Source organism: Longimicrobium sp. (assembly GCF_036388275.1).
Classification (GTDB): domain Bacteria; phylum Gemmatimonadota; class Gemmatimonadetes; order Longimicrobiales; family Longimicrobiaceae; genus Longimicrobium.
In genome coordinates this window covers 70,755-97,150 of the sequence record NZ_DASVSF010000103.1, presented here as the reverse complement: position 1 = coordinate 97,150, position 26,396 = coordinate 70,755, and the positions used below count along the sequence as shown (strand labels likewise).

Below are 26,396 nucleotides of genomic sequence, written 5' to 3'. Positions count from 1 at the left end.
AGCCTTGTCGATGTTGTCGAAGCTGATGAAGTCGGCGAGCCCCTGGGCCGCCTGGATCCGCGTGATCGCGGCCGTCAGCGTGGTCTTGCCGTGGTCCACGTGCCCGATGGTGCCCACGTTCACGTGCGGCTTGTTGCGCTCGAACTTAGCCTTGGCCATTTCCCTTGTCGGTCCGATCCGGATGGTTGAATCGAGTGGGAGCGCGGCAGCGGGCTGCGCGAAGAGCTCCCCCGGTTTCGGGCCATCAGGGCCCGAACGCCGAACCGCGAGCCGTCGCGCTACTCCCCCCGCGAAGGCTCGCCAGTTGTCTCCTCCCGCCGTGCGCCCGCGCGACCCAAGGTCGTGCGAATACACTACTCCCGGCAGAAGGCAAGACGAGCAATGTATCGCAGGTGCCGCGGGGAGTCAACCCCCGGGCGCCCTCGCCGCCGCTGTTCCCCACCCCGCCCCCCATGGGCGGAGCGGACCCAATACTGCCCCGTCCGCCGCCAGCCGCAAGCCCCATTTTTCTCCCGCCACGGGCCGCACGAATGGGCACAACTGTCCAACGATACAACAGCGAGAGTACAGACATACAGAGAACAGCCAGAAACACAGAGGAAGACGGGTGTCCTCCGTATCTCTGGCTGTTCTCTGTTCCTCTGTACCCCTGCGCCGTTGACGAGCTTTCAGGGGCGCGGCATCGCGCCTGCCTGCGCCGCGGCCGAGGTGAGCAGCTGCATGATCTCCGTCTCGTTCGCGGCGATGAACTCCACGTTGGCCTCGTTGGCCTGCACCGGCGGGTTCATGCCGCGCTTGCGCATCTGGTGCACGATCACGCCCTGCATCAGCGCGCCCATGCCGATCGTGTAGTCGCGCGTGGACATCCCGGAGCGCTCCACCGCGGCGCGCGCCTGGGGAATGCTGTTCAGGCGTTCGTACATGCGGTTGGGGTCAGGCGGCCCCTCCATCTGCATCTGCCCGCGCAGTTCGGGATGCTCCCGCTGCAGCGCGGCCAGGTTGAGCCCCGCCTGCCGCATCTGCCGGATCTTGTCCATGCTCAGCCGGTAGCCGCTGATGGCCTCGGGGCTGACGGGCCCCTTCACCTCGACGTTGGGCGGCGGCGGGGCCGGCGCCTGGATGCGCTCCTTGGGCACAGCCTTGGGGGCCTCCGCCGCGGGCTGGGGCGCCGTGCCCGCGGGCGGCGCGCCGGACTGGGGCACGAACACCGGCGATGCACCGGTCGATCCGGTCGGCGCGCCGACGAGACCGCCGGCCGAGTCGGCGGTGATGGCGGGCGCGGGCGAGGTCACGGCTGGCGCCGCCGAGTCGGATGCGGGCTTCGCGGTGGCCTCGCCGCCGTCGCCGCCGCACGCGGCCAGCAGCAGCACGGCCGTCGCGGACAGCATCGGGTTGCGCATATGGGTCAGGTTCACGGGATTTCGCGGCGTTGGACGGTTCCTCGTCGCCAGGGACGGCGGCGGACTGGATGATAGCGGTCCGCCGAACGCGCTGAAAGGCGGCCGTAGGCTCGCGAAGGTACGCTGATGCAGGGAGGAAGGTTTCGGCCCGAGGGAACGCTCCCGCGTCCGCTCAGCGCGCCCGGGTCCAGATTGCGATCACGCCGCAGGCCGCGCCCATGGACGAGTTGAACTGCGCGGGGACGGCGCCGTTGGTGTAGATCTCGATCCCCTCGATCTCCGTGGGGTCCAGGTTCTGCACCGATTCCGACTCCACCCGCATTCCGTTCAGGTAGAAGATGCTCCAGCAGTCTCGAAAGCTGAGCGCCTGGCGAAGCCGCACCCGCATCAGCCGCGAGTCGCTGAAATTCGGCCGCGGGCCGATCTGCACCTCCAGGCCCGGCACCTGGCGCAGGATGTCCTGCACCTGCCCGTACCGCTGGCGCTCGATCTGCTCGTGGGTGATGAACCGGCCGCCCTGGTTCTCACCCCGCCGCTGGTGGAATCCCCCGTACCACAGCCGGTCCTCCACCCCCGGCGCCACGGCCGTCACCGTGTCCAGCCCGATCATCGGCCGCCCGATCATGAACCTCACCCGCGCGCCGGCCGCGCCGACGGCGAACACGTCCGTCTCCGACGCCTGGAATCCGGGTGCGGTTGCCAGCAGCCAGTAGTTTCCCGGGCGCGGTGCCTGCAGCGCGAACGCGCCCGCCGAGTCCGTTTGCGCCTGCGCCACCACCTGCGAATCCGCCATCAGGTGCACCGTCCCGCCGCGCACCGGCTCGTCCGTTTCGCGCGCGATCAGCCGCCCCTGCACTGGCTGGGCGGATGCCAGGGCGGGCGCCAGGAGGATCGCGGCGGCCACGAGAAGGGGTGAGAGCTTCATCTGCGCTCCTGTTCGCGAGGGAACGCGCGTGGGAACCCCGCGGTGGCGGGGTTCCCATCCCTGGCCTCAGTCGGCCAGGCGCTTCAGCAGGTAGGTGTAGGTGATGGCCAGGGTGCGCGCGCGCTGCTCGCTGGTGACCCCGGAGCCGTGGCCGCCCTCCGTGTTTTCGAAGTAGTACACGGGGTAGCCCATGGATTCCATCAGCGCGGCCATCTTGCGGGCATGTCCCGGGTGCACGCGGTCGTCGCGCGTGGTGGTGGTGAACAGCACGCGGGGGTAGCGCTGCCCGGCGCGCACGTTCTGGTAGGGCGAGTACCGGCTGATGTACGCCCACTCCTCCGGCACGTCGGGGTTGCCGTATTCCGCCATCCAGCTGGCGCCCGCCAGCAGCTTGTTGTAGCGCCGCATGTCGAGCAGCGGCACCTGCACCACGACGGCGTTGAACAGCTCGGGGCGCTGCGTGAGCGCCACGCCCACCAGGAGCCCGCCGTTGCTGCCGCCCATGATCCCCAGCCGCCGGGGCGTGGTGATGCGCCGCGTGACCAGGTCCTCGGCGACGGCGATGAAGTCGTCGTACACGCGCTGGCGGTTCTCCTTCAGCCCGGCGCGGTGCCACGCCGGCCCGAACTCGCCGCCGCCGCGGATGTTGGCCAGCACGTACACGCCCCCGCGCTCCAGCCAGGCCGCGCCCACCGTGGCGTTGTAGCTCGGCGTCTGCGCCGCCTCGAAGCCGCCGTACGCGTACAGCAGCGTGGGATTGGTGCCGTCCAGCGCCACGCCTTCCTTCCGGACCACGAAGTACGGAACGCGGGTGCCGTCCTTGGAGGTGGCCTCAAACTGCTCGGTCACCAGGCCGGCGGCGTTGAACATGGCCGGCAGGCGCCGCACCTCGCGCACGCCGCGCTCGTCGGAAAGGAAGAGCGTGGTGGGCTGGGTAAAGCCGGTGAAGGAAAAGAAGAAGCGGTTGTGGTCGGGCGACGTCGACGCCACGCCCACGCTTCCCACCCCCGACGCGGGCACCGTTTCGCCCGTCCAGCGGCCGTCGCGGAGCGAGAACTTGCGCAGCTCGCCGCGCACGTTGTTCAGCATGCTCACCAGCAGGAAGTCGCGCGTGGCAGAAACGTCCTGGATGGTGGAGCGCTCACCGGGCTGCACCACCACCTGGAAGTTGCGCTGCCCGGCGAGGAATCGGTCGATGGGCATGGCGATGAGCGACCCGGCGGGGTGGGTGGTGCCCCCCGCCTGCCAGGGCGAGCGCAGGTACACGGCCATCTGGTCGCGCACCAGCGACACGTCGGCGTCCAGCGGCAGGTCCAGCTTCACCAGCCGGTCGCCCTGCAGCAGGTGCATGGTTCCCTCGAAGAAGCTGGGCCGGTGCGAAACCGCGTACCAGGTGCGGTCGGCGGTGCGGATGGACGTGGCCCACACGCCCATGTCCGTGGCCGGCACCTCCATCAGCGTGGTGGCGGACTGCAGCGGCGTGCCGCGGCGCCACAGGCGTACGCTGCGCGGATAGCCGGAGGTGGTCATGGTTCCCTCGCCGAAGTCGCGCCCCACGATCAGCGCGTCGGCGCCGCGCCAGGCGATGCTCTGCTTGGCCTCGGGAAGGAAGAAGCCGCCCTCCACGAAGCGCCTGGCCTGCGTGTCGAACTCGCGCACCTGCACGGCGTCGGCACCGCCGCGCGACAGGCGCACCAGGCACAGGCGCTCCTGCGGCTCCAGGCAGCTGGCGCCGGCCCATGACCAGGCCACCGACTCGGCACGGGAGAGCGAGTCCACGTCCAGCACCGTTTCCCACTGCGGCGTGGCGCTCAGGTAGCTGTCCCAGCGGGTTCGGCGCCACACGCCGCGCGGCTTCTCCTGGTCCTGCCAAAAGTTGTAGATCCACTCGCCGCGCACGTCGGGAAAGGCGATGCGCTCGCGCGAGTTCAGGATCTGCAGCGTGCGGTCGTAGATGGGGCGGTAGGCGGGGTGCGCCTCCAGCTCGTCGGTCGTGGCGCGGTTGTGGGCCTGCACCCACTCCATCGAGCGTGCGCCCTCCACGTCTTCCAGCCACTGGAACGGGTCTTCGGGCTGCTGGGCCACAAGCGGGGCGGCGGGAAGCAGCAGGCCGAGCACGAGTGCGTTGCGCAACTTCATGATGCGATTCTCCGGGGTGACGGTCCCTGGTCCGGATGGGATCGCTCGCAATATGAAGCGGGCAGGCCCATGGGTGCCAGTGGTTACCGTCCAGGCGCGCGGACGCCACCGATGCGGGGATTGATTGACACCGGCTGGCGCGCCATCCTAACGTGCCGGACCGCCCCCCATCCTGGCCTGCAGACTCTCGCCACACCCCCGACGTGAATCTCTACATCTTCGTTCTGATGCTGGTCGCGGGCATCGCGGTCGCTGTTCGGATCGCCGGGTGGATTCGCGAGCGCCGCGCCCAGTCCAGGGTAGACGCGCAGAGAGCCCGGCACCACGCCAAACACGAGGCGGAGAACCCCGACCAGTCACCGGTGAGGCCCGAGGAAATCGAGGAATTCAAGGTTTGGTTCGCCTCGCTCGCTCTGCCGGCCGTGGAGCTGCTGCCTGCATCGGAGCGGCCGGTGAAGGCGGGGGGCACGCGCCTCGGCGGGCCCGTCTGGCTGAAGGACGACGAGGCGTGGCCGACGGATGAAAGCGGCGCTCCGCTGGAATTCGTGGCGCAGATGGATTTCGCGGAGCTGCCGCCGCTGCCCGACTTTCCGGAGGCGGGGCTGCTGCAGTTCTTCATCGGCGGTGACGACGTGTATGGCGCCGACTACGACGATCTCACCCGCGGCCGGGTTCGGGTCATCTGGCGCCCGGACGGGCTGGAGGGTGGGCGCCTCTGCCCTCCGCCAGCGCGGACCGACGATCTTGCCCCATGGCGGCGAATGGAGATCCGCGAATCGGGACTGCCGCTGGCCGGGCGAGCGGCGGTACACCGGCCGGATCCCACCGATTGGCGCATCGGCGAGCACCTGAAGGGCCAGCTTCGGCGGCCAGGGATCGACGAGATCGATGATCTCGCGTACGAACACAACCCGACACCGGAAGTGCACCACGTAGGCGGCCACCCGGTCTACACGCAATACGACTTCCGCGGACCCGGCCGGTTCGACGACTTCGATCGGACGCTGCTGCGGCTCACATCGGACCCCAACCTGATGTGGGGCGACCTCGGCGAGGCGGTGTTCATGATCCGCCGCCGCGATCTGCTGATGCGCGACTTCTCGAACGTCATCTTCCACTGGGACTGCACGTAGCCTCCGCTCTTTCTGCCACCCAGCGCTATGCCTCCCGATAGGGCTGCGACCTGATTGCTGCTGGCCTGCCCTTACGCCTCAATTGCAGTAGGAACGGTCTACGTACCGCTTGCGTCCGGAGGCGCTGTAGGTGTAGCAGCCGCCCCGCGGGCCGGTGTAGTAGCCGCGCGACTCGGCGCTCGATCGGCGGGAGTATCCGTTGGTTGCCGCGGACCGCACGGCGGGCGCCTGGGTTCGCACCAGGTCGCTGGCCCGGTAGACATATCCCGTCTGCCGGCCTGCGTAGTCGAACAGCGGCGCCCAGCCGTTCGCATCCTTGGCCCCAAGCGTAACCTGATCGCCCCGGGAGAGCGTGCGGACCACGGCGGCATGCTTGTTCGGCTGCGACCGTACGTTCATCGAGCCGTGGACGTAGAAGTCGTCGCGTGAGCCTGTGTATGCCCCTTCGTTGTCGCTGCCCGAGTAGGCCGAGGATGATTGGCGGTACGCGGGCGTGTAGCCGGGGTACGGCGCGTGGGGTGGAGTGGCGTCGCCGCACATGCCGGCGAGCACCAGCAGGAAGAACCCCGCGACGCCGGCTCCCACGCAGCCGCAGCCGCTCGCCTTGCCCTCGTCACCGCCGCCCGTGAGCGAGTCGCCGCCGCCGAGCCGGCCACGCGTGCTCACCCCAGTCCCCGGAATCCCCGCGTTCAGGAAGGTGCCGCGCTTTCCCTTGGTGACGCTCATCCCGCGGGGGCCCAGCGTGGTGCTCAGCCCCGACGTCGACACGTTGATGCGCACGCCCGGCGCGATCCTGAAGCTTTTTCTGAATCGGAATGCCATAAAGCCGCCGTGTTGGAAGGGGTGCTCCGATCCAACCGTACCGCGCCTGCCTCAGCCCATCTCCTCGACGCGGCGGCGGAACGTGGAGAGGAGGTGCGCGTCGATGTCGGCGAGGTTGTCGGTTTCGACGCTCACGTTGCCATCCGCAGCCGGGAACTCGAACCGGTATGGCGCGGGACCGCGGTTTTCCCAGAAGTTGAAGATCCGGCCCTTCCGCTCCTGCTTGTAGAAGACGCAGTAGACCGTCTTGTAATCCACGCTCGATATGTTGCCCAGCTTCGCGAACAGCTCTTCATCTCCCGCGATCAGGAACGGCAGGCGGGTGCGCACGTAGTCCCTCACCCGCACCTCCACGTCCGTGGTGACGACGCCAGTGCTGTTCGTGGCGGCTGGGGCAGGCTCCCCCGGTTCCGCCGCTGGCACGGGCGCGGCGACTACGTCGGGCACGCGCACCAGGTCCGTCCGTTCGGCGAAGCCCACGCGGGCGAGGATCTTCCGGTCCAGCAGGGCCTGCGCGGCTTCGCGGACGATTGGCGCGTGCTCCTCCACCATCTTCGTGGTGCGCCGGCCCTCGATGTTGGCCATGTCCAGCAGGGTGCGCACGAAGCGCTCGTCCGGGTCCGACAGCGCCTTGTCGAGCGCGTCCATGTACGCGCCCACGTAGATCTTGCGGCGAGCATCGGACCCCACGTTGGCGGGGTTGAAGGTGCCCTTCCGCACGCGGAGCAGCGCGTCGAGCTCGGTATCGCTCACCCGCTCTTCCGCCACGTCCGCCAGGTTCAGGATGGCGAACGGCTGGTCGTCCATCATGTTCTCCAGCCCCGTGTCGGTATAGAGCTGGTAGACCAAGCCATCCGTCAGGATCCCGAGCTTCACCGTAGGCACGGCGTTGAAGTAGCCCTTCAGCTCCCCGCGGTTGGCCTCGCTCAACGCGCCGACCTTCTTGCACTCGATCGCGATCACCGGCGTTCCGGCCTGGCAGATCGCGTAGTCCACCCGGTTCTTGAACTTGTCGGAGAACGACGCGTGCGACTCGGGCACCACCTCGTCGGGGTCCAGCGGATCGTATCCCAGGAACTGGATGAAGGGGAGGACGAGATACTGGTTCGTGGCGGCTTCTGTCGCCGCTCGGCCGGATCGATCGATGGCGATCCTGGCGTGGGCAATCAGCGAGGCGCGGAAATCATCAGACATGCGTTGTGCGGAGGGTTCGGGGGATCGCGATCAGACGGCGGAAGGCACCCGGGAGCGCCTCCATCTCTGCAACGTTGTCGGTCCCATCGCTCGAATTTCCCCGATCGCGATAGCCCAAGAGGTCCAGCCAGGCCAGATCGGATACGACGAAGCGCCGCCGCCCCCGCGAAGGGGGCGGCGGCGCCGTTGCATTCACGTCGCGCCCGCCAGGAGCGGGAGCAATCCTAGCGCTACCGCAGCAGGGGATGCGGGTTCTGGGGCACGCCACCCCAGTACTTCTTGGGATCCGCCGTGGTCGACACTTCGAAGTGCAGGTGATAGTTGCCGGGCACGGCGTCGCCGGTATCGCCCACGTACCCCAGCACCTCGCCGCGGCGCAGCGCCCTGCCCTCCGCCATCCCCGGCGCGTAGCGGTCCAGGTGCGCGTAGTAGTAGATGGTGCGCCGGTCGGGCGCCAGCTCGTAGAGCGTGATGCCGCCGCGGACGCTCCGGAACAGCTTCATCACCACTCCGTCCGACGACGCCAGGACCGGCGTGCCGCGCGGCGCCATGATGTCGATGGCGTCGTGGCGCCGGCCCTGTCCGCGTGCCTGGTCGTACGTATTTACCAGGCTCGCGGCCAGCACGCCCTGCACGGGGATCAGCAGTTCCAGCGCGTTCCCGGGAACGGCCGCGGGCAGCACTATTTCGGCTGGCGAGGGAGGCGGTCCGGCGGGTACGGCCGGCGGGACCGCGATGGCAACGCGAGGCTCGGCGACTGGCGGAGTCGCCGCGGGCACCTTGGAGGCGGCGGCAGACGGTGGGTGCTGGTAGCCGAGGGCCGCGTGAAGGCGGTCCAGCGTGTCGGGGGCGGACCAGGTGACGGCGAGCACCAGCCCGAGCATCGAGATCGCCCCGAGTGAAAAGGGCAGCAGGAACCGGGAGCTTCGCATGATGGCACCGACCGCACGAATGGCTTGCCGGAAAGGTTTCCGGCCGGCGGGGGCACATCGCGCGCCAGGGCCGCAATCAATCTAACGCGATGCCGGGCAATAACCTACACGTGCTTCCGCGCGGCGCGGCTCAGCCGGGGAGGCCGGGCGTGGCGCGCGCGCCGGAGCGGACGCGCTTGTCGGCGTACATCTGCTCATCCGCCTGCTGGAGAAGGGCCTCCAGCGTGGCCGGCGCCTCGGGATCGAAGTGGCTGGCCCCGACGCTCATCGACAGGGTGTAGGGCCGGCGCACGGTGGCGAGGTGGTGCTCGATGGCGTCGTACAGCCGCGCGATGGCGACCTCCGCGCCCCGCGGCGACGCGTCGCCGGGCGTGCGGCCGATCACCAGCACGGCGAACTCGTCGCCGCCCAGGCGCGCCACCACGTCGGACTTTCGGAAGGTGGAGCGAAGCAGCCCGGCGGCGTCGCGCAGCGCCTGGTCGCCCTGCGCGTGGCCCAGGGTGTCGTTGATGTGCTTGAGGTGGTCCAGGTCTACGAACAGCACGTGAAAACCCACGCGCAGCCGCACCGACGTATGGATCTGCTGCTCCGCCAGCGCCAGCAGGCCGCGGCGGTTGTAGAGGCCGGTCAGCTCGTCGCGTAGTGACATGGCGCGCAGCACCTCCTCCCGCGAGGCGAACTCCGCAGCCCGTACCCGCAGCCGGTGCAGCCCGAAGATGGCAGCCGCCAGCAGGAGGATGGCCAGGGCGTAGAACCACCGCGTCTGCCAGAAGTAGGGCCGAAGACGCAGCGACACCGATGCCGTGTTCCCGCTCCAGACACCGTCCTCGTTGCGCACCTGCACGCGAAAGCGGTAGCTGCCCGGCGGCACGTTGGTGTAGAACGCGGCGCGACGCGTGCCGCCGTCCACCCACCCGCCGTCGAACCCCTCCAGTCGGTAGCGGAACCGCAGCTCGTCCGGCGACACGAAGCTGGGCGCGGTGAAGTGGATCTCCAGCCGGTGCCGGCCGGGCGCGGCGACCACGTCCCGCGCGCCGCTGGACTCGCCGTCGCTGGTGACCACGCGCTCGATCAGCGCCTGCAGCGGCACCGCGTTGCGCAGCAGCCGGCGGGGATCGATCAGCGCCACGCCGGCCGGTGTCGGAAAGTAAAGCACGCCGTCCGGAGCGCGCCACGCCCCGCCGATGGACGAGACCTCCCGCGCCGCCAGCCCGTCGCTGATGCCGAAGGCATTGCCGTTCACCATCCGCGCCCGGCCCGCGCCCACGGCTTCCAGGTCGCGCCGCGGCACCCGGGCGATCCCCCACGGCCCCGTTAGCCAGAGCGCGCCCGCATCGTCGTCCAGCGCCTGGAACACGGTATTCCCGTGAAGCCCGTTGCGCGTGGTGAAGAGCGCCACCTGACCGCCTCGGAGGCGCGCCAGCCCGCGCGAGGTTCCCACCCACAGCGTGCCGTCCGCGTCGTCCATCATGCGGAAGACCGGCTGCGCGGCGAGCGCGGCGGGGCCGGGGACAAAGCGCGCGCCATCCAGCCGAAAGAGCCCGGCGGACTGTGTGCCCACCCAGAGCGTGCCGCCCCGGTCCTGGTGAAGGGAAAGCACGTAGCCGTCGGGCAGCCCCTGCCGCGGACCGAAGTGCGTCCATTTTCCGCCCGCCAGCCGCGCGAGGCCGTTGTACGTGCCCACCCACAGCGCGCCGGCGCGGTCCTCCAGCAGCACCCGCACGCGGTCGTCGGGAAGCCCCTCGCGCACGGTGTACGTGGTCGCGCCCCCGCCCCGCAGCCGCGTGAGGCCGCTGTTGGTGGCGACCCACACGTCGCCGGCCCGGTCGCGCAGGACGTCGCGCGCCACGTCATCGCGCAGCGCCCCGCTGGCCCGGGTGTACGCGACCGAGCCCGAGGCGGACCGATGGACGACGCCGCCGCGCGTAGCGATCCACGCCCCGCCCCCGCCGTCGCCGGTGATGGCGGCGGCGAAGTCGTGGGGCAGGCCCTCGCGGCTGGTGAGCATGCGTACGGTGGGCCTGCGCAGGCGGAAGAGTCCGCCCTGGCGCGAGCCGATCCACACGTTCCCCTCGCGGTCGGCGCTCAGCCCCTCCACCTGGGTGAACGCCTCGCCGTCCGGCCGCGGCACGGGGGTAATCCGGTCGCCTTGGAGGCGGAAGAGCCCATTGTCCGCCGCCAGCCACCAGGCGCCGTCCGGGTCCTGCAGCAGGTCGTTGACGGGGGATGGACGCGCGGTGCTCGCCGCCCCCGGACGGGTGACCCGGCCTTGGTGGATCTGCGCCACACCGGCGAAAGTCCCCACCCACACCGCGCCCTCGCCATCCGTGCGCAACGCCGTCACACGATCATCCCCCAGCCCGTCGCGGCGCGTGATCCGCGTCAGCGCGCCCCCGCGGTGCCGAAGCACGCCCGACGCGACCGTGCCGATCCACAGCCCGCCCTCGCCGTCCAGCGCCAGTGCGGTGGCCGCCGGCTCCGGCTCTCCCGCAGGGAGCGCCAGCCGTGTCACCCGGTCGCCGGCGATGCGGCTGACGCCGGCGCGCGTGCCCACCCACATCGACCCGTCGGGATCGGGGAGCAGCGCGGTCACCCGGTCACTCGTCAGCCCGTCGCGGGTGGTGAACACTTTCCACTCGCCCCCCGCCCACCGGACGACGCCGCCCGTTTCGCTCGCCGCCCACAGCGCGCCCCGCCGGTCCACGGCCAGGCGCCGGAAGCTGGCGCGGGCCAGCCCCGGGATCTCGGCCTCGGCAAAGGAACGGAACGCGACGCCATCGAAGCGCACCAGCCCCTCGAACGAGGCGAGCCACAGGTAGCCGTCCGGCGTCTGGCGGATGTCGCGGGCGACGTTTGAGGGAAGGCCGTGCTCCGTACTCCACCCCGTGATGGTGAAGCGGGGTGGAGCTTCCACGGGGGAACGTGAAGGCTGCGCGGCGGCGTGGGATGCGGCGAGCAGGGCCGCGGCGAACCCGCGCGACCACGATCCGGCGGGTGGCCTCATCCAAGCGAGGGGTTTGCGGACGCGGAGGGATGGCATCCGGAGGGGCACGGGACCAGGGGGAAGAAAGCTTTGTCGCGGGTCGCATCAAAGTAGCGGATCGCGGCGCCCCGCGACACGGCGTCCGCGCAGACGAAGAAGCCCCGGCACCTGAGCGGCACCGGGGCTTCGCGTTGCCGGCAGACGCGTGTCAGCGCGAGCCGGGCTGGGCCGCCGCCGGGTTCGCGCACGTGGCCACGAGCATCTCGCCGTGCCCCACGGCCTCGCTGCTGGGCCCGTACGTGCGCGTCGCTCCGTTGATCATCTTGTAGGCCGACACGGAAACGCGGAACATGTTGGCCGCGGTGCTCACCAGCACGTAGTCGCCATCCGTGGGTCGGCCCACGCCGGGGAGCGCGGCCGCGGCGCGCTGGCCGGTGTTCGATCCGCGGAACCGGTCGAACTTGATGTATCCGTCGGCCACTCCGCCCTGGATGGGGTTGTAGCCCAGGCCAGCCATGGTCCGCATGGCGCAGTCGAGGGCGCCTGCCTGGGCCGGGGCCGAGATCACGCGCGGCGAGTTCGAGGCGCAGGCGGCCAGCGCTCCACAAGCCGCGATCATCAGCAATTTTCGCATATCCGATGTCCTCCGTGACGGTAAATCGCGGCGAAGTGCCGTGGGATTCGTAGGCGGCTGTCGAACCGTGGATTATCGCTACGCGATCTCCGGGCCGAGGTCCGTAGCGGGTCCGCGCCGGACTGCATCGCGGCTGGAACGGTGCCTACCGCGCTAACCCATCGCTCCCGCGAAACCACTCGACGATCGCCGGCTGTTCGCTTGGAATCCGGCGGGCATCCTTCCCGCCATACACAGGCCGGCACGACGCTGGCGCAGGATAGCTGGCGCGCCTATGATTCGAAGATGCCTGCGATGGACCGGGTAACGGCGGAGCCGAAACGTCGATCAGCAAAGTAGGGCCTCCAGGCTCGGACTAATAAGCACACTGAGAGCGTGACGAATCGCGATTGGCGGTGTATGATCAGACGGCGTGACAGCCGAACCCCGTCGAGAGAATAGTACATGGCAGAGTACCGGGTAGAGTTGGAGAGCTCAACGGCCCGTCACTTCGGGCTTCCTGCGACCATTACGCAGCAGTTGATTCACGCTCTCTACACGAGCGCCAAAGGGGCCGTTCGGCTCCAAGTTGAGGGGCTGAGTGTGGCCCGGGGTACCCAGCCCGCCTGGTTGAATCAAGCCGCCGATTTCTCAGTGCTCATTGCTGAGGACTTCCCCGGATTGCGGATCGTGGCCCCTACACTGGGTGAGACGAGCCCTGATCGCTTCGGGCAGTACGGATTGGACCTGACTCAGGATGATCGCCCGATCGGTGATGAGACTGCCATGTCCCTTCTGAGCCGTGGATTGGACGACGCGCTTGAGGGGCGGGCAGACAGCGACGCATTCGACGCGCCGCTGCTCCGCGTTTTCGAACGGTTCGCGCCGCTGTTTACTGCGGGAGTAGAATCGGTCCGGATCACGAATGGCCGGTCAGACAGTCCTGTCGTGGTGATCGACCCGTCGGGCCTGCATCGAGTCGAGCGGCTGCACAACCGGACCCCGCCGCCCCGACAAGCTAGGCTCGCAGGGGTTCTCGACGCGATCCGCTACAGCGATCGGGCATTCACCTTGATACTTCAGGACGCTGGCGAGACGCGGCTTCGTGGTTTCCTCGCCGATGAGGTTTCCGCCACACGCCTACCCGAGTTATGGGGCCAGTCCGTTGTCCTTACCGGGCCAGTGCATTTCCGCCCTTCGGGCGTGCCGTTGCGCGTAGAGGCCGCGCACCTTGATCTCGCGACCGTGAACGATCTGGCGATGTTCTCAAAGATTCCTCGCCCCATGGACCGGAGGCTTGATCCACGCGACCTGTTCAGGTTGCAAGGAAGCCATTCCGGGATCAATGCTATATTTGGGCAGTGGCCAGGAGAAGAATCGGCAGATGATGTAATCGCAGCGCTGGAGCAGACATGACGCCGAGCGGCGCACTGCACATTCTGGATACGCGGTTAGTGGTTCATGTGGCAAAAGGAGATGCAATCGGACAAGCGGTTGTCGCGCGATACAATCTTCGCGATAGGCCGGACCGGCCGTTGATCGCCATTACTACAGTTGGTGAACTGCGACGACTCTCGATGAGTCGGCACGTCGTCTGGACGGACACACAACGTGCTCAACTGCAGTCGCTGCTGCGGGAATTCGTGGTCGTAGATATCAACAATGAATCAGTGCTTGCAGCGTACGCAGATATCGGCGCTGCGCTGGATAACGCGCTGAACGCGATAGCGGACCGGAAGCTGTGGGTCGCGGCAGTAGCTGTGGCGGCGGGGGCCACGTTGCTGACGTACGATACCGACTATCAACTCGTTGCACGCGATCGGCTCAAGCTGGTGTTTCACGACCGCGCGGAACTAGCCGGGGACGATCTGGCCTGAGGCGAGCAGGCGCTGCGTGAAGTGGTTCCCGTGCGTGACGATAGCGAGCCGCATATAGGTAGGCCGTCCGGCGGCGTCTGCTGCTATGTCCGCCGCTCCTCGATCTTCATCTGGCATCACCCGCACCACACGACAGGGGAGTTCCAGTTACGCCCGCTGTGGCTGGTTTCGTTCATGCGAGGTGGTGAGTCTCAAATGAGTGAAGGCCCCAGCACCTGAATGGTGCCGGGGCCTTCACTTACAAGAGCGGGAGACCGGGCTCGAACCGGCGACATTCAGCTTGGAAGGCTGACGCTCTACCAACTGAGCTACTCCCGCAAACACCGGCGCTGGGGCGCCGGCGAACACAAAACTAATGAAACCCCGGCTCGTCCGCAATCCGCGGCGTTCCGTCCAGAGAGCCACCTGTCGGGATCGAACCGACGACCTTTCGATTACAAATCGAGTGCTCTACCAACTGAGCTAAGGTGGCGGACAGCGGACGAAGTTAATCGAGCCGCGCTCTTTTGACTACCCCGCACCCCGGCTACTCGGCCCTCGCGATCACGTCCACCACCGCCCCCGCGCCGGCCAGCGCCTCCACGCGCGCAGCCCGCGCCGCCACCCCGTCCAGCAGCCGCCGCGCCAGCTTTGGACGGCGTGCCGGCACCTCCACGGCGGCGGCGTCCGCCCGATCCCCCGCTCCGAGCGCGTCCGACCAGGGCAACCCACGCCCCGTGCTCCTCCGTACGACGTTCACCAGCGAACCCGCGACGGTGCCCGGCCCGTGCCACGGGTCCCACGTGGTCGTCGACAGCGGCACAAAGCCCTCGCGCCGCAGCAGTGCGGCGAGCGTCCGCGGCGAGTAGAAGTACACGTGCTGCGGAAACATCACCGATGCCCATGCGGCGCCGGTCAGCCTGCGGGTGAGCGAGCCGTGGTTGGGCACCTGCAGGTGGACGATGCCTCCCGGAGCCACCATCCGCCTGAGCGCGCGCAGCCACGCGGCGGGGTGGTACACGTGCTCCAGGACGTGGTACGCCGCGACCACATCGAACGGCGCGCCTGCCGAGGTCCCGCCCACCACGTCGCCCGCAAAGAGCTCGATGCCGTGGCGCCGGCGGACCAGCTCCACCGTACCGGGATCGTACTCCGAGCCGTGCACCTGCCACCCCTGGCCGCGCAGGTACGCCAGAAAATTGCCGTCGCCGCATCCCACCTCGAAGATGCGGCGGCGCGCCGGGGGCGTCGCCGCCTCCAGCCTCGTGCGGCGGTGCGCGAAGGTGGGATTGGCGAGCTGGCTCCGCAGTTCCTCGGGCGACGGGTCCTCGCCCGGATAGTAGCCGGCGTACAGCCGGTGCAGCTGGCTGGCCGCCACGCGGTCGTACAGCCGCACAATGCCGCACGCCCCGCAGCGGGCGAAGCGCTTTCCGCACACCTGGCCCGCCGCGCGCCAGCGGTCCGACCCGCACGCGCCGCATTCGGGGACCTCTTCCCACGTGGGGGCTCGCTCCGCGACTGCGCTGGGAATTGTCATCGGGGAGCCGGATTTCGGGGCGGGGGCGTTCGGGGCATTTAGGTTTAACCTGCTGCCGGCGCTCGGCGCGGAGTGTGTGGCGGATCCTTCAGTCGCTGCACAGTTTGGAGCGGCCACGGGTTGGGCGTGGCCGCTCCTTCAGGATGACACTCCGGACGCCGCTCACGCACTCACGCACTCACGCACTCACGCACTCACGCACTCACGCACTCACGCACTCACGCACTCATCACGCGTCCACACGCCAGCGCGGGCCCTGCGGCGTGTCTTCGAGCACGATGCCGCGCGCGACGATCTCGTCGCGGATGGCGTCGGCCTGGGCGAAGTCGCGCGCCTTGCGGGCCGCCTGCCGCGCCGCGATCCGCTCCTCCACCCATGCGGACACGTCCTCCGCCACCGCGCTCTCCGCTTCGGAGAGGGCGATGAAGCCGAACACGGAATCGATGCGCTCGAACGCCCGCAGCGCCGCGTCGCGCTCCGCGTGGCTGATGGCGACCGTCCCCAACTCGTGCAGGCGCGCGTTGACCCGGTTCACCAGTTCGTGCAACGTCGCGAGCGCCACACTGGTGTTCAGGTCCTGGTCCATGGCTGACGTGAACGCCGCCTGCGCCTCGTCGGCGGCGGTGTGCAGCGACGGCGTGTCCATGGGGTCGGGGTCGCGCGCGGCCGGGTGCTCGCGCAGGCGGTCGCGCGCGTCGCGGATGCGGCGCACCGCCTCGGCCGCGGAAGCCAGCCCCTCGAAGGTGAAGTTGAGCTTGCTGCGGTAGTGCGCCGTCAGGAACAGGTAGCGGATGGAGGACGGGCGGATTCCCCGCTCCACCAGGTCGCTCAGGTTGAAGATGTTGCCGGTGGACTTGGCCATCTTCCCGCCGTCCAGCAGCAGGAACTCGCCGTGCAGCCAGTAGCGCACGAACTCCTTGCCCGTGGCGCCCTCCGACTGGGCGATCTCGTCCTCGTGGTGGGGAAACACCAGGTCCACGCCGCCCGCGTGGATGTCGAACGTTTCGCCCAGCTCGGCGAACGACATGGCCGAGCACTCGATGTGCCACCCGGGCCGCCCCCTGCCCCACGGCGTGTCCCACACCGCGCCGACTTCCTCGTCCTCGGGCTTCACCGACTTCCACAGCACGAAGTCGCGAACGTCGTCCTTGTCGTACTCGTCCGCGGCCACGCGCTCGCCCCGGCGGCCGGCGGAAACGTCGACCTTCGACAGCTTGCCGTAGCCGGCGAACTCCGAGATGTCGAAGTACACCGAGCCCTCCGACTCGTACGCCAGCCCGCGCTCCTCCAGCCGGCGGATGATGTCGACCATCCCATCGACGTAGTGCGTGGCGCGCGGGTGCACGTCGGCCTGGCGGATGCCCAGCTGCTCGAAGTCGCGGAACAGGCTGTCGATGAACGGCTGCGTGTAGTCGTTCAGCTTCACGCCCTTCTGCATCGCCCCGCGGATCGTCTTGTCGTCGACGTCCGTCAGGTTCATCACGAAGCGCACGTCGTAGCCGCGGTACTCCAGGTACTTCCGCAGGATGTCGGAAAAGAAGAACGTGCGCAGATTGCCGATGTGCGGCGCCGCGTACACGGTGGGGCCGCACACGTACATCCCCACCTTTCCTTCCTGCAGGGGGACGAACTCTTCTTCGCGGCGGGTGAGCGTATTGTAGAACGTCAGCGGCATGGCTCTGGTCTTTCGATGGACGGCGATTGCGGGCGCACCGGTGCGCCCGCGGCAAGAAACGGTGTTCAGCGCACCGCCTGCCTACATCGCCTGCTATGGTCCATCGTCGCCATCCGTGGAGGAAGGATCGTCCGTGTCGCCCGGCGCCGAGACGCCCGCGGCCGCGAGGGCGGGGGGATTCTGCCCCTCGCCCCAGTACACCGTCTGGTGCGGGATGGGGATCTCGATCCCCTCCCGGTCGAAGCGCAGCTTGATGCGCCGCCGGAGCTCGCGCGCCACGTCCCACTGCTTCAGCGGCAGCGTCTTGGCCATCACGCGGATGCTGAGGGCAGACTCGCCGAACGTTTCGATCCCCGGCACCACCACCGGCTCCACCATCAGCGGCTTCCACTGGGGATCTTCGTACAGCTCGCGGCCGATGTCGCGAAGCACGCCCATCACGCGGTCGGGGTCTTCGCGGTACGCGATGCTCACGTCCAGCACCGCCCGCGACCAGGTGCGGGTGAGGTTGCTGACCTTCTTGATCTCGCCGTTGGGGACGATGTGGACGACGCCGTGCACGTCGCGCAGCGTCACCACGCGCAGCGTGATGGTTTCCACCGCGCCGCTGACGCCCTCGATGCGGATGACGTCGCCCACGCCGAACTGGTTCTCGAACAGCATGAACAGGCCGGTGATCACGTCCTTCACCAGCGACTGCGCACCGAACGAGAACGCCAGGCCGATGACGCCGGCGCCGGCCAGCAGCGGGCCCACGTTCACGCCCAGCGCACCGAGCACCATGACGATGGTGGCCAGGACGATCAGCACCAGGCCCACGCTGCGCATCAGGCTCAGCAGGGTGCGGGCACGCTGCTCCTGGGCCGAGATGACGCCCGGCGTCGGGGTACCGATGGCCCGTTCGACGCGCCGCAGCACCAGCACGAGCAGCGCGTACGCCAGGAAACCCACCACCAGCGCGCCCAGCACCTGCAGCCCCGTCGCGGCCAGCGCGTCCCAGCTGAAGCGCTCGGCCCACCGCTCGCGAAGTTGGCTGAGCTCTACCAGGGCTACGGTATCGGCCTGGATCATCGGCGCGCGGCGCTGCGGTTCGGGCTGGGAACGAGGGTGCTCAGGAAAGGCGAACGTAGACGAGGCGCGGTTTGCGTGTCAACCCTCGGCGGCCGCTGCCCCCCGCCCTGCGCGGCCCCGCCCATGCCCGGCCTCCGCGACCAGCCCTGTCATCCTAGGGCCCAGGCGCACTGCACCTGCCCTCACACCATCCATCGCGGGCCGAAGGATCTAGCGGCGGCCACGTACAAGCCCGGGCGCGGCAGCGGTCACCGATACCTTGGCCTCGGCTTTTCCCTGGCGGGTCAGGGAGCGCTGCGGCCGGCTCCGGGGCATGCCTCGGCCGCCCCCCATCCCCAGCCCTTCCCCCGCAAACCCCGCGGGGGAAGGGAGTCAGTCCCGTGCGCGCCGACTCGTACCGTGCCGTCGCGGGCTATCTTCATGAGTTGTGGAGCGTTTCGACCGGCTCCGGCGCATGCCTCGGCCGCCCTCTCCCCCCGGCCCCCTCTCCCGCAAGCGGGAGAGGGGGAGAATTCGATTGCGTTCCGGCGGGCCCCTCACATTCGGATGGGATGGAGCGGCCTCGGCATGGGTGACCGCTGCCGCGCCCGGAGGGAGAAGCTTCCGCGGTTAGATCCTTCGCCCCGCAAGCCGTGGTATGCGGGGAAATGTGGCGCGCCTGGGGCTCAGGATGACAGGCTTTCGTGCGCCATTTTGCTGCCGGAGCACGCCCCAGCCCGGTGTGTACACCCTCTCCCGCTTGCGGGAGAGGGTGGCACGCGTGTCAGCGCGGCCGGGTGAGGGCCCCACGGCAGCCGAGACCCACGCAACGGTGACCGCGACCGCGCCCAAGCTGGTACGTGTCCGCAGCTAGATCCTTCGCCCCGCGAACGACGGTGTGCGGGCAAGTGCGGCGCCTGGGGCTCAGGATGACAAATGGGTGCGCAGCAAAAGTTTGCAGCGCACCCGGACGCGTGTCAGCGCGGCCAATGAAAAGCAGTCCGCGAAGGCGGACTTCGGGCAGTCGTTGCCGCGAATTCATTCGCCCCAGCAGAGCCAGGGCGAGTCGACCGACCAAAGGGCGCGAGCGGAGTTCGATCCGTGAACCGCCCCTACCGCAGCACGCGGAGTTCGCGCAGCCGCCACGCGCGCCCGTCCCACACGGCCCCGATGTAGACGACGGACGCCTCGGTGTCGGTGACGCCCTTAGGCCGAGCCACCCACGTCAGCTCGCCGAAGCCGCGGAGCGGGGTGCCGCCGGAGATGGCCACCTGCGTGGTGCGGGTAGACACCGTTTCGCGAGCGCTGAACAACCGCCGCAGGGCCGCTGCGGCGTTGCGTTCCTGCACCTCGCCGGGGCCTTCCCCCGCCAGGTCCAGCACGATGCGCCCGTTCGCCGCCAGCGCCACGATGTCCTCGGCGTTTCCGTCCGCCCACAGCCGGGCGACGGCCCCCACGAAGTTCTGCAGGGGCGCGGGCGACTGCTGCGCCGCGGCCGCACGGGGCGCGAGGAGCGCCAGCAGCAGCGCGAACGCGATCGGTATCCAGCGAATGATCTTCATCTATCCCGCAATCCCTTCCGATACGGCTTCGTTCAGCTCCCGGACCGCCCGGGCGAGCGCCCCGGCAGGGTCCACCGCGGCAATGACGGACCGGCCGAGCACCACGTAGTCCGCACCCAGTCGCGCAGCCTCCGCCGGGGTGGCGACCCGGGCCTGGTCGCCCGCGTCGTCGCCCGCCAGGCGAATGCCCGGCGTCAGCGCCAGGAATCCCTCCCCCGTCACGCCGCGGACGGTCGGCAGCTCGCGGACGGAGGCGACCACGCCGTCCATCCCCGCCCGTTCCGCCAGCCGGGCCAGGCGCCCCACCTCGGCGTCGGCCGAGAGCGCATCCCGCCCCCACGCCTCGGCCACGTCGGTGTCCGAGAGCGAGGTCAGCACGGTGACACCCAACAGTTTGGGACCACCCTCGCCCGCGGCGGACCGCGCGGCCCGCATCATCCCCCCGCCGCCCGATGCGTGCACCGTCAGCAGGTCCACACCCAGGCGCGCGGCGGATTCCACCGCGTGCGCCACCGTGTTGGGGATGTCGTGAAGCTTGAGGTCCAGGAACACCCGGCATCCGCGCCCCGTCATCGCCCGCACCACGTCCGGCCCCTCCGCCGTGAACAGCTGAAGCCCCACCTTCACGAAGTCCGCCGCGGGACCCAGCCGGTCCAGCAAGGCTTCCGCGTCGCGGCGCGAGGGCACGTCCAAGGCGATGATGGGAGTCGGCGCGGTCACGGCGGAAAGCGTTTGGGTGTAAGCGGTTCCGTACGTACACGCCGCCCCGCCGCGGGGTCCACGGCGGGGCGGCGCGGATCGGTCAGGCGGACGCGAGCGCCGGGTCAGCCGCCGCCTGATTCAGCGAAGTGGCCAGGACCTCGGCCAGCTTCGCCGCGTGCACGCGCAGCTCCGGCACGGCGGTGGCCTCCCAGTCGCGCGCCTTGAGGAACGGGCCCACGTAGAACAGGACCTCGGAGTCGCGCCCCTCCGCGTCGCGCACCGCGTATCCATCGCCCACCTCGATACCCAGGCCCAGCGGGTCGCGGGCCAGCAGCCCTCGCGCGCTCATCGCCTGCAGCAGCGGCTCTTCCAGCGTGCGCGGATCGCTCGCGGGACCCGTGCAGTTGATCACCGCGCCCACCGTCAGCGTCGTCGGCTCCGCCGCGCCGCGCGGATGGAAGGTGACGTCCACGCCGCCCTCCCGCTCGGCATAGGCCAGCACGCGACCCGCCTGGGGCTGCACCTGTCCCTCCGCCACCAGCCCCGCTAGGCGGGCGGACAGCTGGGGAGCGGCGCGATGGCGGTGCACGTCCCAGTACACGCCCACGTGCCGCAGGAAACGGCGTCGCTCCGCCACCGGCAGGCGCTTCCACAGGGCCACGGTCAGCGGCCTCAGCGCGGCGATCACCTCTCGCCAGTCCAGCGCCTGCGCCGCCACGGTGCGTACGTGCCTGCGCACCGACCGCAGGTAGGCACGGGCAGTCGCGGGGCCATCCGCCAGGTCTGGCGGCAGGTGCTCGCGGGTGGGATGGGCGGTGTGCTCGCGGTGCGCCAGCGGCATCAGCCCGCGCCGGGAGATGGCGGTGACAGGGCCGCGGTGGCCGCGCGCGCGCAGGTCCAGCAGCACGTCGATCATGGTGAGCCCCGTGCCCAGCAGCAGCACCGGGCAGTCCGGCGCCACGCCGTTCAGGGCCCCGGGCCGCCACGGATCGCGCACGTAACGCGGGCTGCGGGCATAGAACGACGAATCCGCCACGCGCGGATGCGCCGGCGCGAAATTGCCGAGGGCCAGCACCACCCGGTCGGCCACGATCGTCTCGCCGCCCGCCACCCGAACCCGCGCGCCGGTCCCGTCCGGCTGCACGTCGAGCACGTGGTCAACCCGGTGCTCCAGCGTGCTTCCCGGGGCGGCGCCCGCCTCGGCTTCCTCGAGCACGGCCTCCAGGTACTCGCCATACAGCCGCCGCGCCACGAACGTGCCGCCGGTCACGGACGGATCGCGCTCGCGCGCGAAGCGAAGGAAGTGCTCGTCATCACCGGCGTAAGCGCTCATCCGACCCGCGGGGACGTTCAGCACGTGCGCTTCCGTGCGCGTTCCATACGCCACGCCGCGCGCCATCCATCCCGAGCGGTTGACGAGGATCACCCGCACGCCGGTGGCCGCGCGCAACAAGTTTGCGGCGACCAGCGTTCCGCTGAAGCCGCCACCAATGACTACGATCGTACCGCTCATCGACTCTGATCTTAGGAAAGTTCAAGCACGGCCGGATGCGACGGCCGAACGGGTCAGCTGCCCTGGCGCCGCTCTGCCACCTGGAAGAAGTCGCGAACCCCGGCCGCCAGCTGCCGCGCGATCGTCTCCTGCTGCTGCGCATCCGCCAGCATCGACTCTTCTGCGCGGTTGGAGATGAAGCCGATCTCCACCAGCACGGCCGGCATGAAGGCGCCCACGAGCACCGCGAACCCTGCCTGCTTCACCCCGCGGTTGGGGCCGGGATGCACCTCGCGCAGCCGGTTCTGGATCATCTGCGCCCAGTCGCTGCTTTCGCGCAGGTACTGGTTCTGGCGCAGGTCGCTGAGGATGAAGTCCAGCCCCGTACCCCGCGGCCGCTCCTCGTACTGCGCCGCGGCGTCTTCCATCTGCTGCACCCGCCGCGCGTCGGCGGTGCGCGCCTCGGACAGGAAGTACGTCTCGTATCCCGTCTCCGCCCGGCTCGTGTGGGCGTTGCAGTGGATGGAAAGGAAGAGCGCGGGCTGTCCCTCGTCACGCCACTGGTTGGCGAAGCGGCCGCGGTCGCGCAGGGCGATCAGCGTGTCGCGGTCGCGCGTCATCCGCACCTCGAAGCGCGGATCGTCACGCAGCAGCTCGGCCACGCGGCGGGAGACGGCCAGCGTCACCATCTTCTCGCGCGTGCCGTTCGGCCCGACGGCGCCGGGATCCACCCCACCGTGCCCGGCGTCGATCACGACGAGACGGCGCGTTTGAGCCGGCGGCGCGGGAGCAGGCGTCGCTGGAATCGCAGCCGGAGCCGGTGTGGATGCGGCACTCGCGAGCGCCGCCGCGTCCACCCGGGCGACGTGCGTCTGTGGATCGACCGAAAGCAGTCCGCCGGACGCGCCAGCGAGGATGCGCAGGAACTCCGTCGGCACGTACACCACGCCACCACGCGAGTAGACGGGGCTGCCCATCAGCAAGGTGCGCCCCTCGGCCGTCACGCCGGGAGAATCCACGCGCAGCCCCACCTCGCGCCCGCCCAGGCGAACGACGATGTCGCCGCCCGCGTACGAAACGCGCGCGCCCAGACTCAGCAGCGCAGAGACGGGGATGGCGGGGTAGCCGGCGTCGGACACCTCGGCCACGGAGGTCACGTCGGCACCCGCCTGCAGCCGCCACGGGGCGGACTGCGCGGGGAGGAAGCCGGGAAGCGTGGCGAATGTGAGGATCAGGACGAGGAGCGCTCGCATGCGGGCTTCTCCGGGAAAGGTCATGAGCTGCCCTTGATCGCGCGCTGCATGTCGCGCTGGTCGTCGCGTTCCTTGAGCGTCTGGCGCTTGTCGTGAAGCTGCTTTCCGCGCACCAGCGCCAGGTTGATCTTGGCGATCCCGCGCGAAAAGTGGATGTCGAGCGGAACGATCGTCAGCCCCTTCTGCTCCACCTGGCCAACGAGCTTGCGAAGCTCGTTGCGGTGCATCAGCAGCTTGCGGGGGCGAAGCGGGTCGTGGTTGAAGCGGTTGCCCTGCTCGTACGGCGAGATGTGGAGGTTGTAAAGCCACATTTCACCCCCGTTGATCCGGGCGAACGAGTCCTGCAGGTTGGCGCGCCCCTGCCGCAGCGACTTTACCTCGGTGCCCTGCAGGGCGATGCCGGCTTCCCACGTGTCCAAAATATGGTACTCGTGGCGCGCCTTGCGATTCTTGACGACGGTCTTGGTGCCGGCTGCTTCTGGCATGAAGGGCAGTGCGTGAGAGCGTTAGTGCGTCAGTAGATGAAGACCGGCGTGCCGACTTCTACCTCGTGGTACAACTGGCGCGCCGCTTCGTTGGTCATGCGGATGCACCCGTGCGACACGTCCTGGCCCAGCAGCTCGGGCTTGTTGGTGCCGTGCAGCGCGATGCCCTCGCCCAGGAACAGCGCCGTGGTGCCCAGCATCCCCTCTTCCCAGCGCTCCTCGGAGCCGGGGTCCGGGATGGGAACGCCGCGCTCCAGGTAGGCCCAGTCGGGCACGTACCAGCGCGGGTCCTTTTCCTTGCGCTGCACGCGGAACATGCCGCGCGGGGTGCTGAACTCCCACTTCTGCCCCGCGCCCTCCAGCCGCGTGCCCGTGCCGGTGCCCACCAGCGCCGACCAGATCACCCGCTCCTCTTCCATCAGGTACAGCCGGTGCTCGGCGAGAGACACCACAATGTACCGCCCCTCGGCACCGACCGGGGGATCGCGATAGCGGGCCGCGCCCTCGCGTTCCACGCCGTGCGCCAGGGCCAGCGGGCTCCCGGGCAGCGTCTGCGCACCGGCCTCCACCCCGCCGAAGACGAGGGCGAGCACCAGCCCCAGCGCCACGCCAAAGCCATTCCCGCACTCACGCCCCAACGCACTCACGCACTTGATCATTCCAACAGCTCCCTCTGCTTGCGCCGGATGCGCATCAGGTCGTACACCTGGGCCACTTCGCCGCCCAGCACGAACACGATGGCCGAGTAATATATCCAAAACACGAGCAGGATCAGAGAGGCCAGCGTTCCGTACGTCGTCCGCCAGTCGCTGACGTAGGTGACGTACCACGCGAAGATCCCCTTCAGCAGCTCCCACGACACCGAGGTGAACACCGCCGCCACCAGCGCGATGCGCCACGGCGTCTTCCGCTTGGGAAGATAGCGGTACATCAGCACGAACATCAGCAGGATGAAGCAGAACGCCAGGATCCGCGCCAGCGCCCGCTGAACCGACTGCACCTCGGGATAGGCCGAAAGGCCCAGCCACCGCACCCCGTACGCCTGCGCCGCCTCGACGGCGACGGTGATGCCCGTGTTGAACACGAACAGCGTTCCCGCCACCAGCACCATCTGCAGGTCGAAGAACATCCCCGCGATGATCGGCCGCTCTTCCGGCAGGTCGAAAATGTGCTTGAGCACCGAGCGAAGGCTGGCTACCAGCCGCGTGGACGACCAGATGAACAGCACCAGGCCCAGGATGCCGAACCGAGTGCGCCCCGCCACCACCTCGCCCACGAGGGAACGGGTGAGCGTAACGATGCGCTGCGAGGGCGGCAGGATGGAGAGCACGTACTCCACCGCGGCCTGCTGCGGATCGTTCACCGCCGCCTTCAGCACGTAGCCGAAGATGGCGATGAGCATCAGCAGAAACGGAACGGCCGCCACCAGCACGTTGAAGGCGATGCCGCCGGCCAGGAAGAAGATGTCGTCCTCGCCGGCCTTGATGTACACCCGCCGCCCGAACTCCGCCCAGCCGCCGAGAACGCGCGAAAGGGCCGCACGGGCGGCCCTTCGCAGTATCGCGGCGCGACTGGGGGGAACGGTGGGTTCGGCCATGCAGCCAAGCTAGGTCCGGCCGCGCCACGCCGTCAACGAACTTCGCCGCCCGCCAGGTCTCCCACGTCGGCTTCGGTGGTCACCTCGGTGATCACCACCTCCTGTACGGGAGGCGCGGAAACCGCCAGCTGCAGCGCCGGGGCGCGGGGGGCATCGGGGCGCTGGCCGCCGCGGTACGAGGCCTTGGCCTCTTGCACCCGCCGCTGCAGCTCGGCGCGCGCCTGCGCGGCCGCCGACCGCCCCTCGTCCACCGCCGTCCGGGCTTGCTCGACACGCGTATCCACCGCGCCGCGGACCGCGTCTACGCGCCCGGTGACGAAGCCGCGGATCTCGCGCTGGGTCTCGCGCCCGCTACGCGGCGCCAGCAGCAGCGCGGCACCCGCGCCTACCAGCACGCCCAGCAGAAAGGAGCCGGCTCCCCCGCCCCGCTCCTCGATCACGATCCGCGGCTGCCCCAGGTCCTCACGCATGTCGCTCGATGGAGTATGTCAGTGAAGCGCGAGCGCGCCGTGGTGCTCCGCGTCGCCCTCGGCCTGCAGGACGTCGCGGAAGCGGCGCAGGTCCAGCGGCTTCTGGAAGAAGAAGTCGGCCTCGCGGCGCAGCGTGCTCTCGGCCTCTTCGCCGCCGCACCCGGCCGTGATGATGATCACGCGCACCCCGCTGTCGCCCGCCGAGCGGATGGCGCGCACCACCTGCAGCCCGTCGATGTCGGGGAGGTAGAAGTCGCACACCACCGTGTCCGGGCGAAAGTCCTCGAGCCGCTCCAGGCCGCGCCTGCCGCTTTCGGCCGTGCAGACGGTGTAGCCCTCCTCGTCGAGCAGGCTCTTCAGCGCCTCGCGCGCGGCTGCCTCGTCCTCGATGACGAGTATGCGTTGTGCCGCCATCCTCTGGTACCTCCGGTGCGGCGTCCCACCGAGACGCTGGCTCCCTGCCTTTGCTCCTCGGGAGGTGTTCAAGGGCAATCGCCATGCCACCGAAAGGGCCCCGAAAATGGGAGCCGCGCGTTCGAGCTGACGCGCGGCTTTGTCCAATGTTCGCGCGGGCTT

24 protein-coding genes and 2 tRNA genes are annotated in these 26,396 nt (G+C 69.5%); 3 read left to right on the top strand and 23 right to left on the bottom strand.

Annotated elements, in window-relative coordinates; translation table 11 throughout:
- The 4 genes from VF632_RS23355 to VF632_RS23340 all read right to left on the bottom strand — a co-directional run.
- Window positions 1-159: GTP-binding protein (locus VF632_RS23355; RefSeq protein ID WP_331020782.1), on the bottom strand; the 159-nt coding region annotated here is incomplete at its 3' end.
- Between the two features lie 509 nt (window positions 160-668).
- Window positions 669-1,415, bottom strand: a complete 747-nt coding sequence (locus VF632_RS23350; RefSeq protein ID WP_331025346.1) for a hypothetical protein — start codon at window positions 1,413-1,415, stop codon at window positions 669-671.
- A gap of 157 nt (window positions 1,416-1,572) precedes the next feature.
- The gene (locus VF632_RS23345) at window positions 1,573-2,325 is read right to left on the bottom strand and encodes a carboxypeptidase regulatory-like domain-containing protein (RefSeq protein WP_331025345.1); all 753 of its coding nucleotides are present in this window, start codon (window positions 2,323-2,325) and stop codon (window positions 1,573-1,575) included.
- 66 nt (window positions 2,326-2,391) lie between these two features.
- Window positions 2,392-4,464: a prolyl oligopeptidase family serine peptidase gene (locus VF632_RS23340; protein ID WP_331025344.1), complete on the bottom strand. Its 2,073-nt coding sequence runs from the start codon at window positions 4,462-4,464 to the stop codon at window positions 2,392-2,394.
- A gap of 203 nt (window positions 4,465-4,667) precedes the next feature.
- On the opposite strand from VF632_RS23340, the gene VF632_RS23335 reads away from it, so the two are divergent.
- Window positions 4,668-5,597, top strand: a complete 930-nt coding sequence (locus tag VF632_RS23335; protein WP_331025343.1) for a YwqG family protein — start codon at window positions 4,668-4,670, stop codon at window positions 5,595-5,597.
- A 78-nt stretch (window positions 5,598-5,675) separates the two neighbouring features.
- Here the strand turns inward: VF632_RS23335 and VF632_RS23330 are convergent, their stop codons facing one another.
- From VF632_RS23330 to VF632_RS23310, 5 genes are all read right to left on the bottom strand, one after another.
- Window positions 5,676-6,419: a DUF4236 domain-containing protein gene (locus tag VF632_RS23330; protein WP_331025342.1), complete on the bottom strand. Its 744-nt coding sequence runs from the start codon at window positions 6,417-6,419 to the stop codon at window positions 5,676-5,678.
- A gap of 51 nt (window positions 6,420-6,470) precedes the next feature.
- On the bottom strand, window positions 6,471-7,613 hold the full coding sequence (locus VF632_RS23325; RefSeq protein ID WP_331025341.1) for a type I restriction endonuclease: 1,143 nt from the start codon (window positions 7,611-7,613) through the stop codon (window positions 6,471-6,473).
- A 230-nt stretch (window positions 7,614-7,843) separates the two neighbouring features.
- Complete coding sequence (locus VF632_RS23320) at window positions 7,844-8,545, bottom strand: M23 family metallopeptidase (protein WP_331025340.1); 702 nt, start codon at window positions 8,543-8,545, stop codon at window positions 7,844-7,846.
- 130 nt (window positions 8,546-8,675) lie between these two features.
- On the bottom strand, window positions 8,676-11,459 hold the full coding sequence (locus tag VF632_RS23315; protein ID WP_331025339.1) for a two-component regulator propeller domain-containing protein: 2,784 nt from the start codon (window positions 11,457-11,459) through the stop codon (window positions 8,676-8,678).
- A 277-nt stretch (window positions 11,460-11,736) separates the two neighbouring features.
- On the bottom strand, window positions 11,737-12,162 hold the full coding sequence (locus VF632_RS23310) for a hypothetical protein (protein ID WP_331025338.1): 426 nt from the start codon (window positions 12,160-12,162) through the stop codon (window positions 11,737-11,739).
- Window positions 12,163-12,606: 444 nt separating this feature from the next.
- Between VF632_RS23310 and VF632_RS23305 the strand changes: the two genes are divergently transcribed.
- On the top strand, window positions 12,607-13,557 hold the full coding sequence (locus VF632_RS23305) for a hypothetical protein (RefSeq protein WP_331025337.1): 951 nt from the start codon (window positions 12,607-12,609) through the stop codon (window positions 13,555-13,557).
- Window positions 13,554-14,018 (top strand): PIN domain-containing protein, encoded by a 465-nt coding sequence (locus VF632_RS23300; RefSeq protein WP_331025336.1) that lies wholly within the window; start codon window positions 13,554-13,556, stop codon window positions 14,016-14,018. Before VF632_RS23305 ends, VF632_RS23300 begins: the two co-directional genes overlap by 4 nt.
- 245 nt (window positions 14,019-14,263) lie before the next feature.
- On the opposite strand, the gene VF632_RS23295 is transcribed toward VF632_RS23300, so the two are convergent.
- From VF632_RS23295 to VF632_RS23230, 14 genes are all read right to left on the bottom strand, one after another.
- Window positions 14,264-14,336, bottom strand: a tRNA-Gly gene (locus VF632_RS23295).
- Window positions 14,337-14,417: 81 nt separating this feature from the next.
- Window positions 14,418-14,490 (bottom strand) — tRNA-Thr (locus VF632_RS23290).
- 54 nt (window positions 14,491-14,544) lie between these two features.
- Window positions 14,545-15,534, bottom strand: coding sequence for a class I SAM-dependent methyltransferase (locus tag VF632_RS23285; protein WP_331025335.1), 990 nt, complete (start codon window positions 15,532-15,534; stop codon window positions 14,545-14,547).
- Window positions 15,535-15,763: 229 nt separating this feature from the next.
- Window positions 15,764-17,209, bottom strand: coding sequence for a cysteine--tRNA ligase (cysS, locus tag VF632_RS23280; RefSeq protein ID WP_331025334.1), 1,446 nt, complete (start codon window positions 17,207-17,209; stop codon window positions 15,764-15,766).
- A 93-nt stretch (window positions 17,210-17,302) separates the two neighbouring features.
- Window positions 17,303-18,280: a mechanosensitive ion channel family protein gene (locus tag VF632_RS23275; RefSeq protein WP_331025333.1), complete on the bottom strand. Its 978-nt coding sequence runs from the start codon at window positions 18,278-18,280 to the stop codon at window positions 17,303-17,305.
- Between the two features lie 1,091 nt (window positions 18,281-19,371).
- Window positions 19,372-19,821: a hypothetical protein gene (locus VF632_RS23270; protein WP_331025332.1), complete on the bottom strand. Its 450-nt coding sequence runs from the start codon at window positions 19,819-19,821 to the stop codon at window positions 19,372-19,374.
- Window positions 19,822-20,541, bottom strand: a complete 720-nt coding sequence (gene pyrF / locus VF632_RS23265; protein ID WP_331025331.1) for an orotidine-5'-phosphate decarboxylase — start codon at window positions 20,539-20,541, stop codon at window positions 19,822-19,824.
- A gap of 82 nt (window positions 20,542-20,623) precedes the next feature.
- Window positions 20,624-22,036, bottom strand: coding sequence for an FAD/NAD(P)-binding protein (locus VF632_RS23260; protein ID WP_331025330.1), 1,413 nt, complete (start codon window positions 22,034-22,036; stop codon window positions 20,624-20,626).
- A gap of 53 nt (window positions 22,037-22,089) precedes the next feature.
- Complete coding sequence (locus VF632_RS23255) at window positions 22,090-23,268, bottom strand: N-acetylmuramoyl-L-alanine amidase family protein (RefSeq protein ID WP_331025329.1); 1,179 nt, start codon at window positions 23,266-23,268, stop codon at window positions 22,090-22,092.
- 20 nt (window positions 23,269-23,288) lie between these two features.
- Entirely contained in the window at window positions 23,289-23,753 is a 465-nt protein-coding gene (gene smpB / locus VF632_RS23250; protein WP_331025328.1) for an SsrA-binding protein SmpB, read from the bottom strand.
- 29 nt (window positions 23,754-23,782) lie between these two features.
- On the bottom strand, window positions 23,783-24,412 hold the full coding sequence (locus VF632_RS23245) for a L,D-transpeptidase (protein WP_331025327.1): 630 nt from the start codon (window positions 24,410-24,412) through the stop codon (window positions 23,783-23,785).
- The gene (locus tag VF632_RS23240) at window positions 24,409-25,350 is read right to left on the bottom strand and encodes a YihY/virulence factor BrkB family protein (RefSeq protein WP_331025326.1); all 942 of its coding nucleotides are present in this window, start codon (window positions 25,348-25,350) and stop codon (window positions 24,409-24,411) included. Before VF632_RS23240 ends, VF632_RS23245 begins: the two co-directional genes overlap by 4 nt.
- 32 nt (window positions 25,351-25,382) lie before the next feature.
- Complete coding sequence (locus tag VF632_RS23235) at window positions 25,383-25,820, bottom strand: YtxH domain-containing protein (RefSeq protein WP_331025325.1); 438 nt, start codon at window positions 25,818-25,820, stop codon at window positions 25,383-25,385.
- Between the two features lie 18 nt (window positions 25,821-25,838).
- Entirely contained in the window at window positions 25,839-26,234 is a 396-nt protein-coding gene (locus VF632_RS23230) for a response regulator (RefSeq protein ID WP_331025324.1), read from the bottom strand.
- Window positions 26,235-26,396: the final 162 nt, after the last annotated feature.